This is a genomic window from Microbispora oryzae, assembly GCF_017896165.1.
In the GTDB taxonomy this organism is placed as follows: domain Bacteria; phylum Actinomycetota; class Actinomycetes; order Streptosporangiales; family Streptosporangiaceae; genus Microbispora; species Microbispora oryzae.
Window position 1 is genome coordinate 242,058 of sequence record NZ_JAFCNB010000002.1, and the last position, 19,690, is coordinate 261,747.

General features: G+C 73.7%; 15 protein-coding genes. 11 read left to right on the forward strand and 4 right to left on the reverse strand.

Features of this window, described 5'->3' with window-relative positions:
• The first annotated feature begins 32 nt into the window (after positions 1 to 32).
• The 3 genes from JOL79_RS04635 to JOL79_RS04645 all read left to right on the forward strand — a co-directional run bounded on the left by JOL79_RS04635 (position 33) and on the right by JOL79_RS04645 (position 3,103).
• On the forward strand, positions 33 to 968 hold the full coding sequence (locus JOL79_RS04635) for a nucleoside hydrolase (protein ID WP_210154393.1): 936 nt from the start codon (positions 33 to 35) through the stop codon (positions 966 to 968).
• Between the two features lie 95 nt (positions 969 to 1,063).
• Positions 1,064 to 1,996 (forward strand): RNA polymerase sigma factor, encoded by a 933-nt coding sequence (locus tag JOL79_RS04640; RefSeq protein WP_210154394.1) that lies wholly within the window; start codon positions 1,064 to 1,066, stop codon positions 1,994 to 1,996.
• Positions 1,997 to 2,140: 144 nt separating this feature from the next.
• Positions 2,141 to 3,103, forward strand: a complete 963-nt coding sequence (locus JOL79_RS04645) for an alpha/beta fold hydrolase (RefSeq protein ID WP_210154395.1) — start codon at positions 2,141 to 2,143, stop codon at positions 3,101 to 3,103.
• Positions 3,104 to 3,513: 410 nt separating this feature from the next.
• Here JOL79_RS04645 and JOL79_RS04650 read toward each other — a convergent pair whose 3' ends face one another.
• Positions 3,514 to 4,602, reverse strand: a complete 1,089-nt coding sequence (locus JOL79_RS04650; RefSeq protein WP_210154396.1) for a glycosyltransferase family 4 protein — start codon at positions 4,600 to 4,602, stop codon at positions 3,514 to 3,516.
• A gap of 91 nt (positions 4,603 to 4,693) precedes the next feature.
• Here JOL79_RS04650 and JOL79_RS04655 point away from each other — a divergent pair, with 91 nt between their 5' ends.
• The 3 genes from JOL79_RS04655 to JOL79_RS04665 all read left to right on the forward strand — a co-directional run bounded on the left by JOL79_RS04655 (position 4,694) and on the right by JOL79_RS04665 (position 10,365).
• The gene (locus JOL79_RS04655; protein WP_230984220.1) at positions 4,694 to 5,560 is read left to right on the forward strand and encodes a PIG-L family deacetylase; all 867 of its coding nucleotides are present in this window, start codon (positions 4,694 to 4,696) and stop codon (positions 5,558 to 5,560) included.
• A gap of 121 nt (positions 5,561 to 5,681) precedes the next feature.
• Positions 5,682 to 6,803 (forward strand): lysylphosphatidylglycerol synthase domain-containing protein, encoded by a 1,122-nt coding sequence (locus JOL79_RS04660; RefSeq protein WP_210154397.1) that lies wholly within the window; start codon positions 5,682 to 5,684, stop codon positions 6,801 to 6,803.
• A 220-nt stretch (positions 6,804 to 7,023) separates the two neighbouring features.
• A complete protein-coding gene (locus JOL79_RS04665) occupies positions 7,024 to 10,365 on the forward strand; it encodes an ATP-binding protein (protein ID WP_210154398.1) in 3,342 nt (1,113 codons plus the stop codon).
• 18 nt (positions 10,366 to 10,383) lie between these two features.
• Here the strand turns inward: JOL79_RS04665 and JOL79_RS04670 are convergent, their stop codons facing one another.
• Entirely contained in the window at positions 10,384 to 10,728 is a 345-nt protein-coding gene (locus JOL79_RS04670) for a hypothetical protein (RefSeq protein ID WP_210154399.1), read from the reverse strand.
• 156 nt (positions 10,729 to 10,884) lie between these two features.
• Between JOL79_RS04670 and JOL79_RS04675 the strand changes: the two genes are divergently transcribed.
• Positions 10,885 to 11,400: a DedA family protein gene (locus tag JOL79_RS04675; protein ID WP_210154400.1), complete on the forward strand. Its 516-nt coding sequence runs from the start codon at positions 10,885 to 10,887 to the stop codon at positions 11,398 to 11,400.
• 4 nt (positions 11,401 to 11,404) lie between these two features.
• The gene (locus tag JOL79_RS04680; protein ID WP_210154401.1) at positions 11,405 to 12,355 is read left to right on the forward strand and encodes a D-alanyl-D-alanine carboxypeptidase family protein; all 951 of its coding nucleotides are present in this window, start codon (positions 11,405 to 11,407) and stop codon (positions 12,353 to 12,355) included.
• Between the two features lie 49 nt (positions 12,356 to 12,404).
• Here the strand turns inward: JOL79_RS04680 and JOL79_RS04685 are convergent, their stop codons facing one another.
• Positions 12,405 to 13,265, reverse strand: coding sequence for a TrmH family RNA methyltransferase (locus tag JOL79_RS04685; protein WP_210154402.1), 861 nt, complete (start codon positions 13,263 to 13,265; stop codon positions 12,405 to 12,407).
• Positions 13,266 to 13,528: 263 nt separating this feature from the next.
• On the opposite strand from JOL79_RS04685, the gene JOL79_RS04690 reads away from it, so the two are divergent.
• The 3 genes from JOL79_RS04690 (at position 13,529) to JOL79_RS04700 (ending at position 18,084) form a co-directional block, all read left to right on the forward strand.
• Positions 13,529 to 15,373: a substrate-binding and VWA domain-containing protein gene (locus JOL79_RS04690; RefSeq protein ID WP_230984221.1), complete on the forward strand. Its 1,845-nt coding sequence runs from the start codon at positions 13,529 to 13,531 to the stop codon at positions 15,371 to 15,373.
• A 198-nt stretch (positions 15,374 to 15,571) separates the two neighbouring features.
• Positions 15,572 to 17,305: an RNA polymerase sigma factor gene (locus JOL79_RS04695; RefSeq protein WP_210154404.1), complete on the forward strand. Its 1,734-nt coding sequence runs from the start codon at positions 15,572 to 15,574 to the stop codon at positions 17,303 to 17,305.
• Between the two features lie 293 nt (positions 17,306 to 17,598).
• Positions 17,599 to 18,084 carry a hypothetical protein gene (locus JOL79_RS04700; protein ID WP_307848312.1) on the forward strand — a complete coding sequence of 162 codons (486 nt, stop codon included), beginning with the start codon at positions 17,599 to 17,601 and terminating at the stop codon, positions 18,082 to 18,084.
• On the opposite strand, the gene JOL79_RS04705 is transcribed toward JOL79_RS04700, so the two are convergent.
• Entirely contained in the window at positions 18,059 to 19,651 is a 1,593-nt protein-coding gene (locus tag JOL79_RS04705) for an aminotransferase-like domain-containing protein (RefSeq protein ID WP_443674001.1), read from the reverse strand. The two genes, JOL79_RS04700 and JOL79_RS04705, sit on opposite strands and share 26 nt — an antisense overlap.
• Positions 19,652 to 19,690 lie beyond the last annotated feature (39 nt).

The window sequence follows — 19,690 nt, forward strand, 5'->3', positions numbered from 1 at the left end:
GCCGGCGGAAACCGGGAAGCTAGGCTGCCGCCGTGAAGCAGGTCCTGATCGACTGCGATCCCGGCATCGACGACGCCCTCGCGATCGTCCTGGCGCACGGAAGCCCGGCGCTGGAAATCGTCGGCATCACCACCGTGGGGGGCAACGTGCCCCTGGAGCGCACGACGGGCAACGCGCTCGCGCTGCGGGAGTATCTCGGCTTCCCCAAGATCCCCGTCGTGCCGGGCTGCGCGGGGCCGCTGCTGCGCGCGCCGATCGACGCGGCCGACGTGCACGGCCACAGCGGCCTCGGCGACGCGCGGCTGCCGCCGCCCGCGCTCCCGCCGTCCCCCGGCCACGCGGTCGACCACATCGTGGACACGCTGCGCGGCGCGCCGGGGGAGATCACCCTGGTCGCGATCGGACCGCTGACCAATGTGGCGCTGGCCGTCCGGCGGGAGCCCCGGGTCGTCGAGTGGGCCCGTGAACTCGTGATCCTCGGCGGATCCTGGACGCGGGGCAACAAGACTCCGGCCGCGGAGTTCAACATGGCCGCCGACCCGGAGGCGGCCGCGATCGTCTTCGCGGCCGGCTGGACGGTCACCATGATCGGCCTGGACGTGACCAGGAGCGCCCTCGCCACCGGAGCCGTGGTCGACCGGATGCGGACGATGGGCCCGCTCGGCGCCGACCTGCTCGTCCCCTGCGTGGAGTCCTACGGCATGGTCACCGCCGACGAGGGTCCCGCCGTCCACGACGCCTGCGCCGTCGCCTATCTCATCGACCCGTCGCTCGTCCGGGTGGAACCGGCCGTGGTGGAGATCGAGACCGCCGGTCGTCTCACCTCCGGGATGTCCGTGGTCGACTTCGATCTGGCCGGCCGCACCCCGAACGCCCTCGTCGGCACGTCCCTCGACGCCCCGCGGTTCTGGGAGCTCGTCCTGGCCACGTACGCCGAGGTGGCCGCCGGGCTGCGGCGGACCGGCTGATCTGCGCCCCGCGGCGATCGCCTAAGCTGTGCCCGCGCGGCCCCACCGGCGATCGGGGGGCGGTCCCGGGAGGCCGCCGGAACGGGGACGGACCGATGCCGGGTGAGACGCTGACCGACGCCGAGCTGACGAGGGCCGCGCAGTCCGGAGAGGTGGCCGCGCTCGGCGCGCTGCTTGAGCGTCACCAGGCCGGCATGCGGGCGGTCGCGCTGAGCCTGCTCGGACTGCGGCCGGATGTCGACGACGTCGTGCAGGACGCCGCGCTGGTCGCGCTGCGCCGCATCGGCGACGTGCGCGACCCCGCCGCGGTCGGGCCGTGGCTGCGGGCGATCGTGCGCAACTCCTGCCGGATGCGGCTGCGGGCGACCGCGGACGTTCCCTTCGACGAGGAGTGGGCCCGCCCGGCGGACCCTCAGCCGGGTGTGCCGTCGCCGGAGCGGGCGCTCGACGGCCACGCGCTTCGCGACTGGATCTGGCACGCGATCGGCCAGTTGTCCCCGCAGCTCCGGCTGGCCCTCACTCTCCGGCACTTCACCGGCGTCACCTCGTACGAGCAGATCGCGGCGGCGTGCGAGGTGCCGATCGGCACCGTGCGCAGCCGGCTCGCCCAGGCCAGGGCCACGATGGCGCGCGCCCTGCTCGCGACGGCCGACGCCGCGCACGACGACGCGGCCCGGCTGACCGCCGCCCGCCACCGGGAGGGGCTCGAGACGCTCGCCGCGGCCGAGCGCGGCGCATTCGCCGAGGTGGTCGCCGACCGCTGGTGGCCGGAGATGGAGCTACGCGGCGGAGGCGGCGAGCGGGGCGGACGCGACTTCGCGGTCCGCGGCATGGAGTGCGATCTGGCCGCGGGGGTACGCCAGCGGCTCAGGCACACCGTCGCCGCCCGTGACCTGATCATCTGGGAGATGGACATGACCAGCCCGCCCGACGATCCGGCCCACTGCCCGCCCGCGGTGACGTGGCTGATGTTCCTGGAAGGGAGCCGGGTGCGGCGGCTGCGGCTGTTCCACCCCGCGCCGTCCTGACCCGCCCGGTCGTGACGCGCGCCGTCCTCACCCGGGCACACCGGATCCGGGGAAGGTGACCCGAATCACAGGCCGGCGACCGAACTTCGGGCTTCTCCACGCATCGTGCGGGCGCACAGCGCACAATCGCGATCGGAGACAACCATGGACACCTCGCCCCTCTCCCCCGGCGCCCACACCGTCGTCGTCGACGGCGTCGCCCAGCGCTACCACGTGGCCGGAAAGCCGGCCGGCTATGTAGCCGGGAACGCGGCCGGGAACGCGGCCGGGGAGACCGCCGGCGACTCGGCCGGGACGGGCCCGGTGCTGCTCGCCCACCCCGGCGGACCCGGAATCTCCTGGGAGGACCTGCGGATGCCGGAGGTCGAGAAGCACGTCACCGTCGTCTACGTCGAGCCGGTCGGCACGGGCGGGTCGGACCGCCTGCCGTCCCACCCCCACGGTTACACGCGCGCGCGGTACTCCCAGGCGCTCGACGGGCTGATCGACCACCTCGGCGTACCCGCCGTCCACCTGCTCGGCCACTCGCACGGCGGCTTCGTCGCCCAGCACTACGCCCTGACCCGCCCGGACCGGCTGGCCGGAGTCGTCCTGTACGACAGCGCCCCGGTGACCGGCCCCGAGCACTTCGCCGAGGCGAACGCCAGGATGGAGGAGTTCGCCCGCCGGAGCGCCGGCAACCCCGGCCTGGACGACGTCCTCGACGTGTGGCGGTCGCTGGGATCCCTGTCGGACGACGAGGGGATGACCCGGGCCGTCCGCGGCATCGTTCCCGCCTACATGGCGGACTTCTGGGGCCGCGAGGAGGAGTTCCTCCCGCTCCTGCCGTCCATCCACGGGACGTACATCTCCGGGCTGGACGAGCGGATGGTCCCCGACATGGTCGACGACAGGGACGCGCTCGGTTCGATCTCGGTGCCGACGCTGGTCGTGGTGGGCCGGCACGACGTGATCTGCGGCCCCCGCTGGGCCGAGGAGCTCCACCGGGGCATCCCCGGCTCTCGTCTGGTGGTGCTGGAGCGCAGCGGGCACTTCGGCCACATCGAGGAACCGGCGGCCTTCGCCGACGCGGTCGCCGGCTTCGTCACCGGGACCACGGCGGGCTGACACTGCTGTGCTGAAGACTGGTCGGCGGCTGATCGGCGGCTGATCCGCGACCGACTGACAGCTGACTGACCCCGGCCGGTTCACGGGCCGGTCCGGAGCCGTCCCGGGCCGGTTACGGGCCTGGTTTCCGGCCCGGCTTCCGGGCCTGGTTTCCGGGCCTGGTTTCCGGGCCTGACGAACGCCGCATGTTACAAGTACGAGAACTGGCCTCCGAAGGGTAATCCTGACCCTTTCTTGGGAATCATGACGTCATCCGATGAAGGAGGGCTGAATGAAGAGGGTCCAGACCGTGCAGCGGCCGCGACCGCCGAGAACCCCGGAGCCCGTCGACCTGCGCACCCCGTCGGGGCGGGTCCTCCCGTTCTGACCGGCGCCCGGCGCTCCCCCGCGACATTTCCGGCGTGAGCCGTTCAGCCGCGGGCCAGCTCGTAACAACGGGCGAAACCGGCGAGCACGGCCGGCCAGGAACACGCGACCGGCTCGGTCGCCCGGTTGTGCTCCTTGATCGACCCGCGCAGGTCGGCGTCCCGCGCGAGCCGCGCGACGGCCGCGACCAGGTCATCGAAGGTGCGGCCGAGCAGCCCTTCCTTGCCGGGGCCGACGAAGTCGGCCACCCCGCTCTGTGCCCGCGCCACCACCGGCACCCCCGCGGCCCGCGCCTCCAGCGCGGCCAGCCCGAACGACTCGCGCGGCGCCGGCGCGACGAAGACGTCGGCCGACGCGAGCACCTCCTTGATCTGCTCCCGGCTGAACCGGCCGGGCAGCGACACCCAGTCGAGCCGCCGCGCGCGGATGTGCCGCTCCATCCGGCCGCGCGCGGGACCGTCCCCCACGATCGTGGCCCGCATCGCGATCTCCGCGGGCACCCGCTGCCGTACGGCTTCGAGCAGCTTGAGCAGGCGCAACGGCTGCTTGCGCGGCGCCAGCCTGCCGACCGCGAGGAGGTGGACGCCCTCCTCCGGCCCGGCGGCGGCTGACGGGCGCCAGGCGGCGACGTCGAGCCCGTTCGAGACGACCTGCACCGGCACCCCCGGCCCGGCAACCCTGCGGATGGGACGCGCCGCCGCCTCACTTACCGCCGTGAGGACCAGACCCCAGCGGCGCCATCCGTACAGCGTCTCCAGTGTGCGGTAGATCCCCCGGGTCACCGGGTCCCACATGCTGTGGATCGTCGCGACCGCGGGCACCCCCGTCCGTACGGCCGCCCGGACGCCCATCCACGCGAACGGCGACACGGCCCCCGCGTGGACGTGCACCACGTCCGGCCGGCGCGCCGCGATCAGGCGGACGAGGTGGGCCGTGCCACGCGGATGCACCGGCAGTTCGAAGGGGACGGGCGCCACCACCCGGTGCACGCCGGGCAGCGGCTCCCCCGGGGTCGCCGTCGCCACCTCGACCGTGTGGCCCGCCTCGCGCTGGGCCCGCACGAGATCGGCGACCTGGACCTCGATGCCGCCAAGCCGCGGCAGGTAGCAGTCGCTGACGTGGAGAATCCTCACCAAGCCAGACTGGCAGAGTGGGCCACGGCCATCAAACCACCGGCGAATCACCGGGGAGGGGGCCGACGCCGGCCCGGCGCGACGTGGGATCATGGCCGGAAGCGCGGACGAAACGCTGGTGGTGAACGATGACGACGTTCCTTGGGACGCGATGAACGCGATGAAGACGGCGGTCTTCTTCCACGCCCATCCCGACGACGAGGCCCTGCTCACGGCCGGGACGATGGCCATGCTCGCGGCCGAGGGCCACCGGGTCGTGCTGGTGGTCGCCACCGCGGGCGAACGCGGCCTGGCCGACCTGCCCAAGGGCAACGAGCTGGGCCGCACCCGGACGAACGAGCTCTACCGGTCGGCGGCGGCGCTCGGATGCGCCCGCGTCGTCCTGCTCGGGTACGGCGACTCCGGGCTGTCCGTCGACGGGGGCATGGCGGACGAGCGGCCGGACAACGCGTTCATCGACGCCGACCTGGAGGAGGCCGCGCAGCGGCTGGCCTCGGTCCTGAAGGAGGAGGCGGCCGATCTCGTGACGATCTACGATCCGGCCGGCGGGTACGGGCACCCCGACCACGTGCAGGTGCACCGCGTGGGCCGCCGGGCTGCGGAGATCGCCGGGACCCCGATCGTGCTGGAGGCGACGGTCGACCGCGACCTGCTCCTGCGGGGCGTGCGCCTCGCGGCCCGGTTCTATCCCGCCATCGACGTGCGCAGCTTCGAGAGCGCGTACTCGCCCGGAGACGCCATCACCCACCGGATCAACGTCCGCAGGCACACCCGCGCGAAGCGGGCCTCGATGGCCGCCCACGCCACTCAGGCCACCGGCGGCGACGGCGAGCGCACCCTGGGCGCCATGATGAAGATCCCCGCCCCCGCCTACCGGTTCGTCTTCGGCACGGAGTGGTACGTACGCCGCGGCCTGCCAAGGGGCACCCGGCTGCGGCATCCGTTCGACAACCCCTGACCCTCGACCCCGGGCCCCGACCCCCGGCCCCTAGGGGTGTGATCCTCCCTCCGGAGGAGGTCCCCCCGATAGGGTCCCGGCAGACTGGAGACGACGGGAACGCGGACGGGGGACCATCACGGTGAAAAGGAAATGGCTGCAGGCGGCGCTGTCGGCGGTGTCGCTCGCCCTCGCCGTGGTGCTCGTCGTCTATCTCCCCCAGATCGTGCACGGCCTGACCGGCGCGACCGTGAGCTGGCACGAGATAGGCCACGAGTTCGGCCGGCTCGGCTGGCAGACCATCGCGCTGATGACCGTCCTGTGGCTGGCGAGCCTGTGGGCGTACACCTTCGTGATGACCTCCGCACTGCCGGGGCTGACGCACACGCAGGCCCTGACGCTCAACGCGGCGGGCAGCGCGGTCAGCAACCTGCTGCCGTTCGGCGGCGCGGCCGGGGTGGCGGTGACCTTCGGGATGACGCGCGGCTGGGGTTTCGCCAACCGGCCCATCGTCGTCTACACCCTGGTCACCGGGATCTGGAACTCCCTGTTCCGGTTCATCCTGCCCGCCGTCGGCATCCTCGGGCTGCTCGTCGCGGGCCGGGCCACCAACCCCACCGTGGCGAAGGCCGGGTGGGTCGGCGCGGTGTCGATCCTGGTCCTGGTCGCCGTCGTCGCGGCGGCCCTCTACTGGGACCGCGCCGCCGATCTGCTCGGCCGCTCGCTCGACCGCCTCGTACGGCTCGGCCCCGCCCGGTTCCGTCCCGCGGAACACGCGGTGTCCGGCGCCATCGAGCGGCTGCGGCGGGACACCGCGGAGATCGTCCACCGGCGGTGGCCCGGGCTGTCGCTCGGCATGGTGGCGTTCCTCGCCCTGCAGTGCCTGATCATGGCCTGCTGCCTGGTCGCCACCGGTTCCTACCCGGGCCCGGCGGAGACGGTGGCCGTCTTCGCCCTGAGCCGGGTGCTCACCTCCGCCCTGGTGACCCCCAGCGGCGCCGGGATCATGGAGGGCGGCGTCGCCGCCCTGCTGATCGGCGCCTTCGGCCAGCCCGCGAGCGGCGCCACGGCCGCCGCCGTCCTCTTCGGCTTCTGGACGTACACCATCGAGATCCCCTGGGGCGGGCTCGCGCTCGGCGGGTGGGCGCTGCTCCGCCGGCGCGACGCGCGCGCGACCGGCGCCGACGGCGCCGACGGCGCCGACGGGGCCGGCGGGGCCGGCGCGGGCACCGCTCTCGCCGCGGACCGCAGCCGGGCCCTGTGACGCCCCTGTGACGACTCTGTGACGACCCTGTGGGCGGCCACCCCTGTGCCCCTGTGGGGCGGTGGCCCACGGAGCTCCCTAAAATCTCTCGACGAGAGAGTAGGGGTCCGGGTTGTCAAACGGCTTGTGCGCGCTTCGTGAGCGCGCATACGGTTGCGGCTGACATGGAGCGGCGAAAAGCAGCCGGCGGGCACCACGCGCGGCAGTGGATGAGTGCCCCGTGAGCACGGTCGCGTTCCGGGTTCTGGGGCCGGTGGGGGCACACGACGGGGCAGACGAGCTCGATCTCGGCGGTCTGCGGCAGCGCGCCGTCCTGGCTCGCCTGCTGGTCGCCCGCGGCCAGGTCGTGCCGTTCGACACCCTTCTGTTCGACCTGTGGGACGACGACGCCGCCAAGGGCGCGCAGTCCGGCCTGCAGGTCTACATCTCCCGGCTGCGCCGGGTGCTGGAGCCCAACCGTCCCCGCGGCGGGCCGAACCGCCTTCTCGTCACCGTCGCCTCCGGCTACGCGCTGCGGGCCGGGCCCGAGCAGGTGGACGCGCTGCGCTTCGAGGCCGCGGTCCGCACGGCCGGGGAGCGGCTGGACGACAACCCGCAGGCCGCCCGGTCCAGGCTCGGCTCGGCGCTCGCCCTGTGGCACGGCACGCCGTACGCCGAGTTCGCCGAGCAGCCGTGGGCCGAGTCCGAGGTGGCGCGGCTGAACGAGCTCCGGGTGGTGGCCAGGGAGCGGCACGCGGACGCCGGGCTGCGGCTGGGCCTGCACGCGGAGACCGTGCCCGACCTGGAGGCGCTCACCGCCGAGCACGCCCTGCGCGAGGAGGGCTGGCGGCTGCTCGCGCTCGGCCTCTACCGGTGCGGGCGGCAGGGCGACGCGCTCGCCGCGCTACGCCGGGCGCGGACGATCCTCTCCGACGAGCTGGGCATCGACCCCGGGCCCGCCCTGCGGAAGCTGGAGTCGGACATCCTGTCCCAGGATCCCGGGCTCGACCTCGTCCTGCCCGTGCCCCGGCGGCCCGTCGAGGTCGCCGCCACCTGGCCGCCCCGGCCGGTGGAGAGCGGGGACGTGCCGCCGTTGGAGCCGGAGCCGTTCGTCGGGCGCGACGCGGAGCTGACCGCTCTCGCCGCGGCCGCCCCGCGGGCGCAGACGGGCCGCTTCTGCGTGGCCGTGGTCAACGGCGACCCCGGGGCGGGCAAGACCACCCTGGTGCGGCGGCTGATCGGGCGGCTGGAGGGCGAGGGCTGGACGGCGGTCACGGGCGGCTGCCCCGACAGCACGAGCACCCCGCCCGGCTGGGCGTGGGTCGAGGTGCTGCGCGCGCTCGTCTCGCGCCGGGGCCCAGGTGAGTACGGCGCGCTGCTCGCGCCGCTCCTCGACGACGCCGCGCCCGACACGGCCGACGACGCGGCGTCGGGCGGCTTCCGCCTGCACCGGGCGGTCGGCGGCTACCTGTCCGGGGTGGCCAGGGAGGCGCCGCTGCTGATCGTGCTCGAAGACCTCCACTGGGCCGACGACCAGACGTTGGCGTTGCTGCGGGCCCTGCCGAGCCTGCTGGCGGCCAGCCGCGTGCTGCTGGTGGTGACCTTCCGCGACGGCGAGCTGAACGACCAGCAGCAGGACGTGCTGGCCGCCCTCGCCCGGCTCGACCCGGTGCGCGTGGGCCTCGACGGCCTCGACGACGCCGCGGTGGCGGAGCTGGTGCGGGCGACGTGCGTGCGGGACGTCGACGACGAGGTCGTGCACACGATCATCGAGCGGTCCGGGGGCAACCCCTTCTTCGCCAAGGAGACGGCCCGGCTGTTCGAGGCCGAGGCGGACATCTCGCAGGTGCCGTCCGGGGTCCGCGACGTGCTGCGGCGGCGGATCGCCCGGCTGCCCGAGCGGGCGCAGCAGGTGCTGCTCCAGGCGGCCGTGATCGGCCGTGACGTGGACGTCGACGTGCTGGTGGACGTCTCCGGCGACGAGGACACCGTCGTCGACGCGGTGGAGGCCGCCCTGCTCGCCGGGCTGGTGACCGAGCCCGGTCCCGGCATGCTCAGGTTCGACCACGACCTGGTGCGGGACACGATCTACTCGGACGCCTCCCGGCTGCGCCGGTCGCGGCTGCACGGCGCGGTCGCCTCGGTGATCGAGCAGCGCAGCCCCGGCGACGTCGCCGCCCTGGCCCACCACTACGACGCCGCCGGCACGGTGGACACCGCGGCGAAGGCCGTACGGTACATCGGGCTGGCCGCCGAGCAGGCCGAGCGGCGGTTCGCCCACCGCGAGGCCGCCTCGCTGTGGCAGCAGGCGATCGCCGCCCTCGACCGCGCCCACTCGGGCGGCGGGCCGGTCCGCGACCGGCTCGAGTTACAGCTCCGGCTGATCCGGGCGCTGGCGCTCTGCGGCGACATGACGGCCGCCCGCGCGACCCGCCGCGACGCCATGGACGTCGCGCTGCCGCTGGGCGACCTGGAGCTGACCGCCCGCGTCGCGGCGGCGCTCGCCGTCCCCCACAAGGGCATCGCGCGTGACTTCACCAGGACCGCCTGGGAGATCGTCGACGTCACCGAGAAGGCGCTCGTGGAGCTCCCGGCGGGTGAGCAGTCACTGCGCGCCAGCCTGCTCGCCACGCTGGCGCTGGAGCTGGAGGGGTCGGCCACCGAGCGCGGATACCAGGCGTCGCTGGAGGCCGAGGAGCTGGCCAGGTCGAGCGGCGACCCGGCGCTGCTCGCGATGGCGCTCAGCGGGCGGCTCCGCCAGTCGTACACGCTGACCCAGGTCGACGAGCGCGAGACGATCGGCCGGGAGTTGCTGCGGGTGGGAGCCGAGTCCGGCCAGATCTCGGTGCGGACGCTGGCCCACCTGGTGCTGCTGGAGTGCGCGGCGGCCCGAGGCGCGTTCGACGAGGCCGACGAGCATCTCGCGCAGGCCGAACGGCTGGGCCGCAGATACGACCTGCCCGCCCCCGCCGCAGTCGGCGCGTGGTACGCCGGGCAGCGTCTCATGATCACCGGCGACTACGCCGGGGCCGAGCGGGCCTACCGCAACGCGGCCAGGCTCACGGCCAGGGCCGGGATGCTGGAGGGCCGCCAGGACCTGCCGCTGATCGCGACGTTCTGTCTCCACCTGGTGGACGGCCGCGCGGCCGAGATGGCCGAGCCGCTGGGCGAAGCCCATCAGCGGGGCGCCAAGTGGACCCTCGACGCCTACGCCGTGGCGCTCTCCTCCGCCGGCCACTCGCGGGACGCGCGGGCCGTCGCCGCCGTCCGCGAGCCCGTGCGGACCGACTTCCTCTATGAGCTCGCCCTGATCTGGCGGGCACTCGCCGGCATGATGCTGGACGACGAGGGCCGGATGCGGGAGGCGTACGAGAAGCTCGTGCCGTTCGCCGACAGGATCGCGGGGGCCGGGACGGGAGTGGTGGCCCTGTGGCCGGTGGCGCGGACCCTCGGCGACCTCGCCGTACGGCTGGGCCTCCCGGCGGCCGATCACTACGAGAAGGCGCTGGCCGTGGCCGAGCGGGTCGGGGTGCGCCGGTGGGTCGACGACGCCCGGCGGGCTCTCAGCGACCCGGCCCGCTGAGGCTCGGCCCGCTCACGCTCAGTTGCTCAGGCTCGGTCCGCTCAGGTTCGGTCCGCTCAGGTTCGGTCCGCTGAAGCGGTGCGTCCGCGCGCCGGCGGCGCGCGTGGTGCCGGGGAGGAGGGCGGAGTCCGCGAAGGCCCCTGTGGTGGACATCCGCACGGCCAGACGCGCGGTGCCGCTCGCCGGTTCGCCCGCGGGGCCGGTTCCCGTGGAGGACGCCGTCGTCCCCGTCCCGGCCCCGTCGCCGGTTGACCGCTCGCCCGGGACCGCCTGGATCGCCCCGGAATAGATCGCGGTCATGGCGAGGGTGAGGACGAGCAGCCGGACCGCGGCGGCTGTGCCGCAGGCCACGATCGATGCCACACTTCCTCGCGGACTCATCACCCTCTCCCCTTTCGTGCGTTCAAGATGTACGAAAGGTGGGTTGAACTCCGGTTGACGCTCACTTGCAAGGAAGGTGTCGTCACCCGTTAAGGTAAGCCCGCCCTTATCGATGCGGCCCCCTGGCGGTGAGAGCACGTGCGGATCCCCGACCCCACGTCGGCCTCGCTCTTCGGCCTGCCCCTGTGGCTGGTCGTCGCCGTCGGCGCGGTCGCGCTGTTCGGCGCGTTCCAGGTGTACTACTGGGTGGGCCGGCGGCTGGGCACCGCCCTGTACCGGTCCAGGGCCGGGCAGCGGATCGGCCGCGAGCGCATCCTGAGGGTCGAGGGCCTGGTCCGCCGCTGGGGCGCCTTCGCCGTCTACGGCTGCTTCTGGGTGCCGGGCCTGCGGCACACGCTGCCGTGGGTCGCCGGGGCGCTGCGGGTCGACTACCGCTGGTATGTCGCGGCCAGCGCGCTCGGCTGCCTGACCTGGGTGCCGGTGACGTCGTTCGGGCTCTACTCGCTCATCTGGGCCTGGCTGGCCCTGGCCGCCCATTCGCCGGTCACGGCGGCCGGCGTCGCCGTGCTCGTCGCCGCGTGCGTCGCCGCCCTCGTCATGTGGCGCAGGCGCCGTGGGAACGCTCCGGCCGGCAGTGCGGGCATGGGATCATAACGGGATGCGTACCCGGCTGATCGGCGCACTGGCCGCCGCCCTCCTCCTGACCGGCCCGCTTCCCATCGCCCTTCCCGCCGGCGCGTACGCCGCGGTCATCCCACCCGGCGTCATCCCACCCGGCGTCATCCCACCCGGCGTCATCCCACCCGGTGCCGCCCCGATTGACGACGCCCCCTCGGTGACGGCCGCCGAGGCGTACCTGGTCGACGCCACCGCCCGCACGGTGCTGCTGGCGAAACGGCAGACGCGCAGGGTGCCCGTGGCCAGCCTCACCAAGGTCATGACCGCGTACGTCGTGCGGCGGCGGGCGAAGCTCGACGACGTGATCACCATCACCAAGGCCGACGTGCGGTACGCCGCGGCCAACGGGGCCAGCCACGCCGGCCTGCGCCCCGGCGAACGGCTCACCGTCCGCGACCTGCTCTACGCCCTGATGCTCCCCTCGGGCGCCGACGCCGCGCACGCGCTCGCGCAGCGGTACGGCCCCGGCATCCCGAAGTTCGTCGCCGGTATGAACGACGCCGCCCGCCGGCTGAAGATGACGAGCACCCGCTACGCCAACCCCGACGGCCTCCCGTCCAGCGCGTACTCGACGGCCGCCGACCAGGTCGCGCTCGCGCAGGTCGTGATGCGCGACCCGGTGATCGCGGCGGTCGCCAAGACCCGCAAGCGGTCGGTCACCAAGAGCCGCAACCACCGCGCCCATGTCTGGCGCAACAGCAACACCCTGCTCGACGACGGCGCGATCGGCCTGAAGACCGGCTACACGATCAAGGCGGGCTACTGCCTGGCGTTCGTCGCCGACCAGGACGGCCACCGGCTGTTCGGGGTCATCCTCGGCGAGCGGAGCGACGCGGCCCGGCACACCACCGCGCGGTCCCTGCTGAGCTGGGCCGCCGGAGACTCCGGCGACGATCTCGCGGGAGAGCTGGTGTCCTCGGTCGCCGGCTGAACAGTCGCTCTTCAGACAACCATCGGCTGAACAGTCACCGGCTCAACAGTCAGCGGGCGGTCCTCACGCCCGCGGCGGGACGTGACAGGGAGTGGCAGGCGACGGCCGCGGCGGCCACGACGTTCAGGGAGTCGACGCCCAGCGCCGTGGCGACCGGGCTCATCGGGATGCACACGGACAGGTCGGCCTCGCTCAGCCAGTGCGACGTCAGCCCGTCGCCCTCCGAGCCGAGCATGAGGGCGACGCGGCCGTCCAGCGGCGCGTCGTCCAGTGGCACGGCCGACTGGTCCGGGGTCAGCGCGAGCAGCCGGAAGCCGGCGTCCCTGACCTCGCCCAGGCCGCCGTGCCAGTCGCCCATCCGGGCGTAGGGGACGGCGAAGACCGCGCCCATCGAGACCTTCACCGACCGGCGATAGAGCGGGTCCGCGCATCGCGGTGACAGGACCACCGCGCCGACGCCGAGCGCCGCGGCGCTGCGGAAGATCGCTCCGACGTTGCCGTGGTCGACCAGGTCCTCCAGCACGAGGATCCGCGCGGGCGGTCCCGCCGACCTCGACGCCGGGGAGCCCTGCCCGGCGAGGAGCGCGGGCACCGACGGCAGTTCCCGCCGCTCCATCGCGGCGAGCGCGCCCCGGTGCACCCGGAAGCCGGTGACTCCCTCCATGACCTCGTCGGGCACCACGTAGACGGTGTGTCCCTCGATCACGTCGGCCAGGTGGTCGAGCCACTTCGCCGTCGTCAGCACCGAACGCACGGGGTAGCCCACGCCCACGGCGCGCCGGATGACCTTCTCGCCCTCGGCGACGAACAGCCCGCGCTCACCCTCCAGGCGCTTGCGCAGTTCGACGTCGCGCAGCCGCACGTAATCGGCAAGGCGAGGGTCGGCGACATCGTCGACAGGGATCACCACCGCCCCAGGTTACGGGGTGCCAGACAGGGTCACTGACGTGCTGGACGTACCAAAACCGGCGTTTTGCCGCACTTAACCTTGCCAGTATCGTTCCGTAGGCATCACGCGGAATCTCCCAGAATGGTCCCCGCGAGGGCGCGCACCGGTGGGAGCCAATCGACACCGAAGAGGGCACCGTGGGCGGACGGCACCGCACAGACGAACTCGATGGCGGGTACAACCCCCAGCACGATCCGCCGCCTCGGAGGCGGAATGGGCGGGGCATGGTCTTCGTCCCACTGGCGGGAGCCGTGGCCCTGGCTGTGCTCCTCGGCGTCGCGGCGTACGTCGTCGTCAACAAGAACCCGGCGACCTGTGGGAGCGGCGGCAAGCTGTCCCTGTCGGTGATCGCCTCGCCGGACATCGAACCGGCCGTGCAGAAGATCGCCGCCAAGTTCGGCCAGTCCGGCAAGAAGGTCGACGGCCGGTGCGTCGCGGTGACCGTCAAGGCCACCGGATCGGCCGACGTCGTCAACGCGATGGCGGGCAGCGGCCCCACCAGCGGCTCGGTCAGTCCCGACGTGTGGATCCCCGACTCCAGCCTCTGGCTGGCCGGTCTCGCCGCGGACGGTTCCGCTCCCAAGCCCACCGGCAGTGTCGCCCGCTCCCCCGTCGTGCTGACGGTGTCGAAGGCGGGCGCGTCCAAGCTCCAGGCGGCGTTCAGCCCGGCGAGCTGGACCGGCCTGATGAGCGCCGCCAACGCGGCCAACCCCGACGGCCTGGCCCGCAAGGTCCGCGTGCTCGCGCTCGACCCGGCCCAGAACGCCGCCGGTCTCGGCGCCCTGCTCGCCGGGGCGGCCGTGCTCAAGCAGGCGGGCGGCAGCGAGGACACCCTGGTGGGCGTCCTCCGGCAGTTGTCCCAGTCGACCGTGCCGAGCCCCGACAGCATGTTCGCCACGCTCACCAAGGCGGCCGCCCGGATCCCGGTCGGCATCTCGACCGAGCAGGCGGTGTGGGCGTTCAACACCAAGGGCGGGCCCACCAACCCGGCCGTCGCGCTCTATCCGACCGAGGGCACCGTCAGCCTCGACTATCCGATCGTCGTCACCGCGAAGGACGCCGCCGTGCGCAAGGCCGCACAGGCCTTCGCCACCCAGCTCACCTCCGCGTCCGCCCGCAAGACCGTGCAGGACTACGGCTTCCGCACCCCGGACGGCAAGGGCGGGAGCCTGCTGAAGCCGGAGAACGGCGTCAGCGCCAAGAAGCCCGCGGACATCCCGCCCCCGGACACGGCGACCATCGCCAAGCTCTCCCAGGCCTGGCACCAGATCAAGCTGGGCACCAAGCTGCTCGCGCTGATCGACATCTCCGGCACCATGGCGCTGCCCGCCGACAGCACGGGGGTCAGCCGCATGCGCGCCATCTCCGACGTCGGCGTCGAGGGCCTCAAGCTGTTCCCCGACAAGGCCGCGATCGGCGTGTGGGCCTTCTCCGACAACCTCCGCGGCAAGGGCGTCGACTGGAAGCCGGTCGTCTCTATCGGCCCGCTGGCCCAGCAGTTCAACGGCGTGACGCGACGTGACCTGATCGACCGGGCGCTCCGGCAGGCCCAGGCGATCCCGACCGGCAACACGGGCCTCAACGACACGCTCTGGGCCGCCTACCAGAAGATGACCAAGGAGTACGAGGCCGACAAGGTCAACACGATCCTGCTCTTCACGGACGGCGTCGGCAACGACGACCCGAACGGCGGCATCTCCAACAGCCAGATCCTGCAGCGGCTGAAGCAGACCTACGACCCCAAGCGGCCGGTCAGCCTGCTGATCATCTCGTTCAACACCAACAAGGACGAGGACCGCGCGCAGATGACCGCCATCGCGAAGACGACGGGCGGCGCGGCCTACTTCCCGCAGACGGTGCTGGAGATCCGCAACATCTTCCTCAAGGGCATCGCCCGGCGCCTGTGCACGCCCAACTGCGGCAGCACCGCGGCGAACCAGACGCCGAGCAACGCCTCCGCCAACACGTCCGGCAACACGTCCGGCAACACGTCCGCCAACGCCTCCGCCAGCACTCCCGCGAACGCGCAGAACAACACGCAGGGGAACACGACGGACGCGCAGCAGTAGGACCGTAGTTCGAACGCAGGAGGAGCGCAGGAGGACCCCTGCGCACCATCCGCCCCAAAGATCGCTGGAACATCAGTCTTCGCAGGTCATGCCGGTTGGGCATGGCCTGCGAAGCGGTAAACCGGGAGGCGCGCGGAGGGCGTCCTTCTCGTGTGGGGATCGGCGAGACCTGATCCAGCCCCACGGGGAGGAATGTCCGTGCCCGGATGGCCCGACGTCGGACGCGCCGACGACCGACGACTGTTTGAGGCACTGCGGCGCGCCGACGGCGCGGCGCCCGCGCGCCTGTTCGACGCCTACGCCGATCGGCTGACCGACTACGCCTCTTCCCGGCTGAACGACCTGGACGCCGGTGCGGACGCCGTCCACAACGCCCTGGTGGCAGCCCAGGGAGGCGCCGGCCGGCTGGAGGAGCCCGGACGGCTGCGGTCGTGGCTGTACGCGCTGACCCGCTTCCAGTGCGCCGCGCGCGGGCTGCCGTCCTCCGGCGTGGCGCGGTGGGCGGGACCGCCCGAGGACACCGAGGACCCGGTGCTCGCCGCGCTCGTCGCCGAGGCACTCGGCAAGATCGGCGCGGCCGAGCGCGAGGCGCTCGAACTGGTCGTGCGGCACGGTCTGTCGCCGGCCGAGGCGACCGGAGTGCTCGGGCTCACCTCCCGGCAGGTCTCCGCCCGCCTGGCGAGGGCGCGCGAGCACGTGGAGAACACGGCGGCGGCCGTGGTCCTGGCGAGGACCGGCCGGGCCCACTGCCCCGACCTGTCGGCGCTCGTGGACGCGGGGGTGGGGGCCTCGTGGCAGGACGGCCCGCTCGGCACCGTGCTGCGCAAGCGGCTGAGCAAGCACATCGCCGCCTGCAAGGTGTGCTCGGAGGTCCGCCGCCGCACGGTGTCGGCCGAGCGGCTGCTCGACCTGATCCCCGTCGCGTATCCTCCCCTCTCCCTGCGCGGACGGGTGCTGAAGTCGTCCCTCGACTCCGACGGCGTGGCGGCCACCGCCTCCTGGGCCGCCACCGCCTGGGCCACCGCCGCCACCGAAGACACTGCCACCCGGGGCCCTGCCGGCCGGGGCGCGTCCAGCCGGGGCTCGTCCAGCCGGGGCGCTGACACCGGGGGCGCGTCCAGCCGGGGCGGACGGGCGGGAGCGCGGCGGAGCGCCCGTCCCCGGTCGCGGCGCGTGGCCCCGCTGCTGCTCGTGGCGGCCTGCGTGTTCGGCACCGCGGGCGGCCTGGCCCTGGTCTCCGGTGAGTCCCCGGCGGGCCATCTGCGGACGGTGCGCCTGCCGCAGGCGTCCCCCGGCGACGGCATGGCCCTCGGCCCGGCGGAGGAGATCCAGGACGGCGACGGCACAAAGGCGACTGACGGGGCCGACGGGACAGACGGGACTGACGGGACCGGCGAGGCCGAGGAGACCGACGGCACCGACGGTTCGCCGGATCCGGCGGTCACCACGACCGTACGGCCCACCGTCACTCCGCCTCCCTCGACACGGCGGCGGTACACGGCAGCCCAGCCCCGGCCCCGGGCGACCCGGTCGGGCTCGGCCGCGCGCCCGCCCGCCCGCGCCCCCGACACGCCGTCACTGTCGGCCCACTGCCCCGGCGACATCGGCTCGGCCGCCGGCTCATCGATCACGCTCGCCGCCCGTGCGGCCCCGATCGAGTGGACCTCGGCGACGTCCGGCGGGCTCGCCGTCTCTCCGGCCCGCGGCCGGCTCAAGGCGGGGGCCACCGGACGGATCACGGTGGCCGTGGTCGACCCGGGAACGCCGGGGAGCGGGGTGGTGCGGTTCGCCTCGGCCGCCGGGTCCCCGTCGTGCCACATCTCCTGGCGGGGCCCCGAGGAGACCGGCATCGCCGATCCGGATCCCGGCCCTTCCGGCGATCCGCAGCCCAGCCCGTCGGCCGACTCCGCCTCGGCGTCACCCACGTCCTGACAGACCCTTCCTTGCGCGTCTCCCCCGCCTCCCCGAACCCACCCTCACCAGCGGTTACGTCGCGCGTGACGGGCTACGGCCGGAACCCTTCCCGCCAGTAACAATCAGGCCTACCGAGGTGTCAGTTGGAGTTCCAAAGGGGAGAAACGTCGCGACCGAGGATTTGAGGGGGCATTGTGGCCCAAGCATGGCTGCCCTGCGCCAGCCGAATTCCCTCCCCCGAGGACTCCGGAGCGATGCTCGGCGGAGCGCCCCGGGCCGTCTGGTTCATCTGGACCGCCGATCCTCAGGCGGTGTCCGCCAAATCCGTGGCACAGCGGCTCGCGCAGCTGCGTCGCCCTTCCCACCTGGTGTGGAACCCGGTGACCGGAGAGATTGTCCAGATGCTTCCGCCGTCGCGGGCGGCCGGCGGTCTCACCGGCGGCAGGGACCGCAACGGCCGGGTCTGCCTGCAGATCCAGGTCGTCGGCTCGGCCCGGGAGCCGTTCACCGACACCAAGCTCGACGGGCTGGACGAGATCCTGGCCTGGCTCGACTCCTGGGACGTGCCGCGCCGGTGGCCGGCCGGGCCGCCCCTGCCGTACCCGCACTCGCTGGCGGCCGCGCGCAACCCGCGCCTGTGGGCGCTCGGCGGGCACTTCGGCCACTCGCAGGTGCCGGGGACACGGGATGGCGACCCGGGCTCCATCGACATCGCGAGGATCATCGGAGAGGAGCCCGGCGCGGCCCCGGTGCCCCGGCCACGCGAGGACTTCAGGGTGCTTGAACGGGTGATATAAGCTCCCGGACCACCGCGCACCCGCGCCTGACCTCGGCGAGCGACGCCGAGCCGTACCCGAGCACGAGGCCGTCCAGCCTGGGTGGCCCGTGGTAGTGGGACTCGACCGGGTGCAGCAGCACGCCCCGCTCGCGCGCCCGCCGCACGAGGCCGGGAGTGGTGCCGGGGGGCAGCTCGACCATGACGTGCAGGCCGGCGGTGTCGCCGCGCACGAGCGGCCCGAGCTCCTCGACGATCGCGGCGCGGCGGCGGGCGTACTCCAGCCGCATCCGCCGCAGGTGCCGGTCGAGGTCGCCGCGGTCGAGCAGCGTCGCGACGGCGGCCTGCACGGGACCCGGCGTGCGGTCGGCCAGCTCGGTACGGCGGCGGGCGACCGCCCCAAGCAGTCCGCCGGAGGCCACCAGCCACCCGAGCCCGACGTCGGGGCTGAGCGACTTGGAGAGGGTGCCAAGGAGGACCACCTGTCCGGGGTCGAGCCCGTAGAGGGCCGGGAGCGGCGCGACGTCGTAGCGGAACTCGGCGTCGTAGTCGTCCTCGACGATCATCGCTCCGGTACGGCGGGCCCAGGCCAGCAGCCGCTCGCGCCGCGGGATCGGCAGCCGGCCCCCGAGCGGGTACTGATGGGCCGGCGTGGTGTACAGCACGCGCAGGTCGTCGGGCAGCTCGTCGACGATCACACCCTGATCGTCCACGGGACACGGGACGATCTCCGCCCCCCTGGCGGCGAAGATGTTCCTGGCCTTCCCGTATCCCGGCTCCTCGACCCCCGCCCGCGTTCCCGGCCCGAGGAGGACGGCGGCGACGAGGTCGAGGCCGTTGCCCGTGCCCCTCGTCACCATCACGTCGGCCGCCTCCACCGGCACGGCCCGGGCCCGCCGCAGGTGCTCGGCCAGGAGCGCGCGGAGCCGCGGCATGCCGTACGGATCGGGATGGTCGCCCGGCGGGAGGTCGCCGGCGGACCGCCAGGCGCGCCGCCACGCCGCCGCGTCATAACCGCGCACCCACGGCTGTCCCGGCCGCAGGTCGACGACGCCCAGCGGAGCCCTGGACGATGGAGCCGCGACCACCCGCCCAGAGACAGGCGAAACAGAGACACGCGACACAGAGGCGGGCAACACAGAGGCAGGCAACACAGAGGCAGGCAACACAGAGGCAGGCAACACAGAGGCAGGCGGCACAGTGACAGGCGGTGCCGCCGCGCCGGGCAGCCTGCCCCCTGTGCCATCCGCCGCGCCATCCGCCGCGCCATCCGCCGCGCCGCCCGTTGTGCCGCCCGCCGTGCCGGGCAGCGCGCCGTCCGCCGTGCCTTCCGCCACATAGGTGCCCGAGCCGTGCCTCCCGTCGAGCCAGCCCTCCGCGTACAACTGCTGGTAGGCGTCGGTCACGACGGTACGGCTGACGCCGAGCAGCGCGGCCAGCCCCCGCGTGGACGGCAGCCGTTCCCCGGCCTTCAGCGCGCCGTTCCGCATGGCCTCCCTCAGCTGGCCGGTCAGCTGGACGACCAGCGGGACCGGCGACGACCGGTCGGCGGCCAGCGGGAGGTCGATGTGCGCGCGCAAAGTGGTCACCTCTGTTCCGTGGGAAGTGGACGTGGGCGGGCGGTCCAC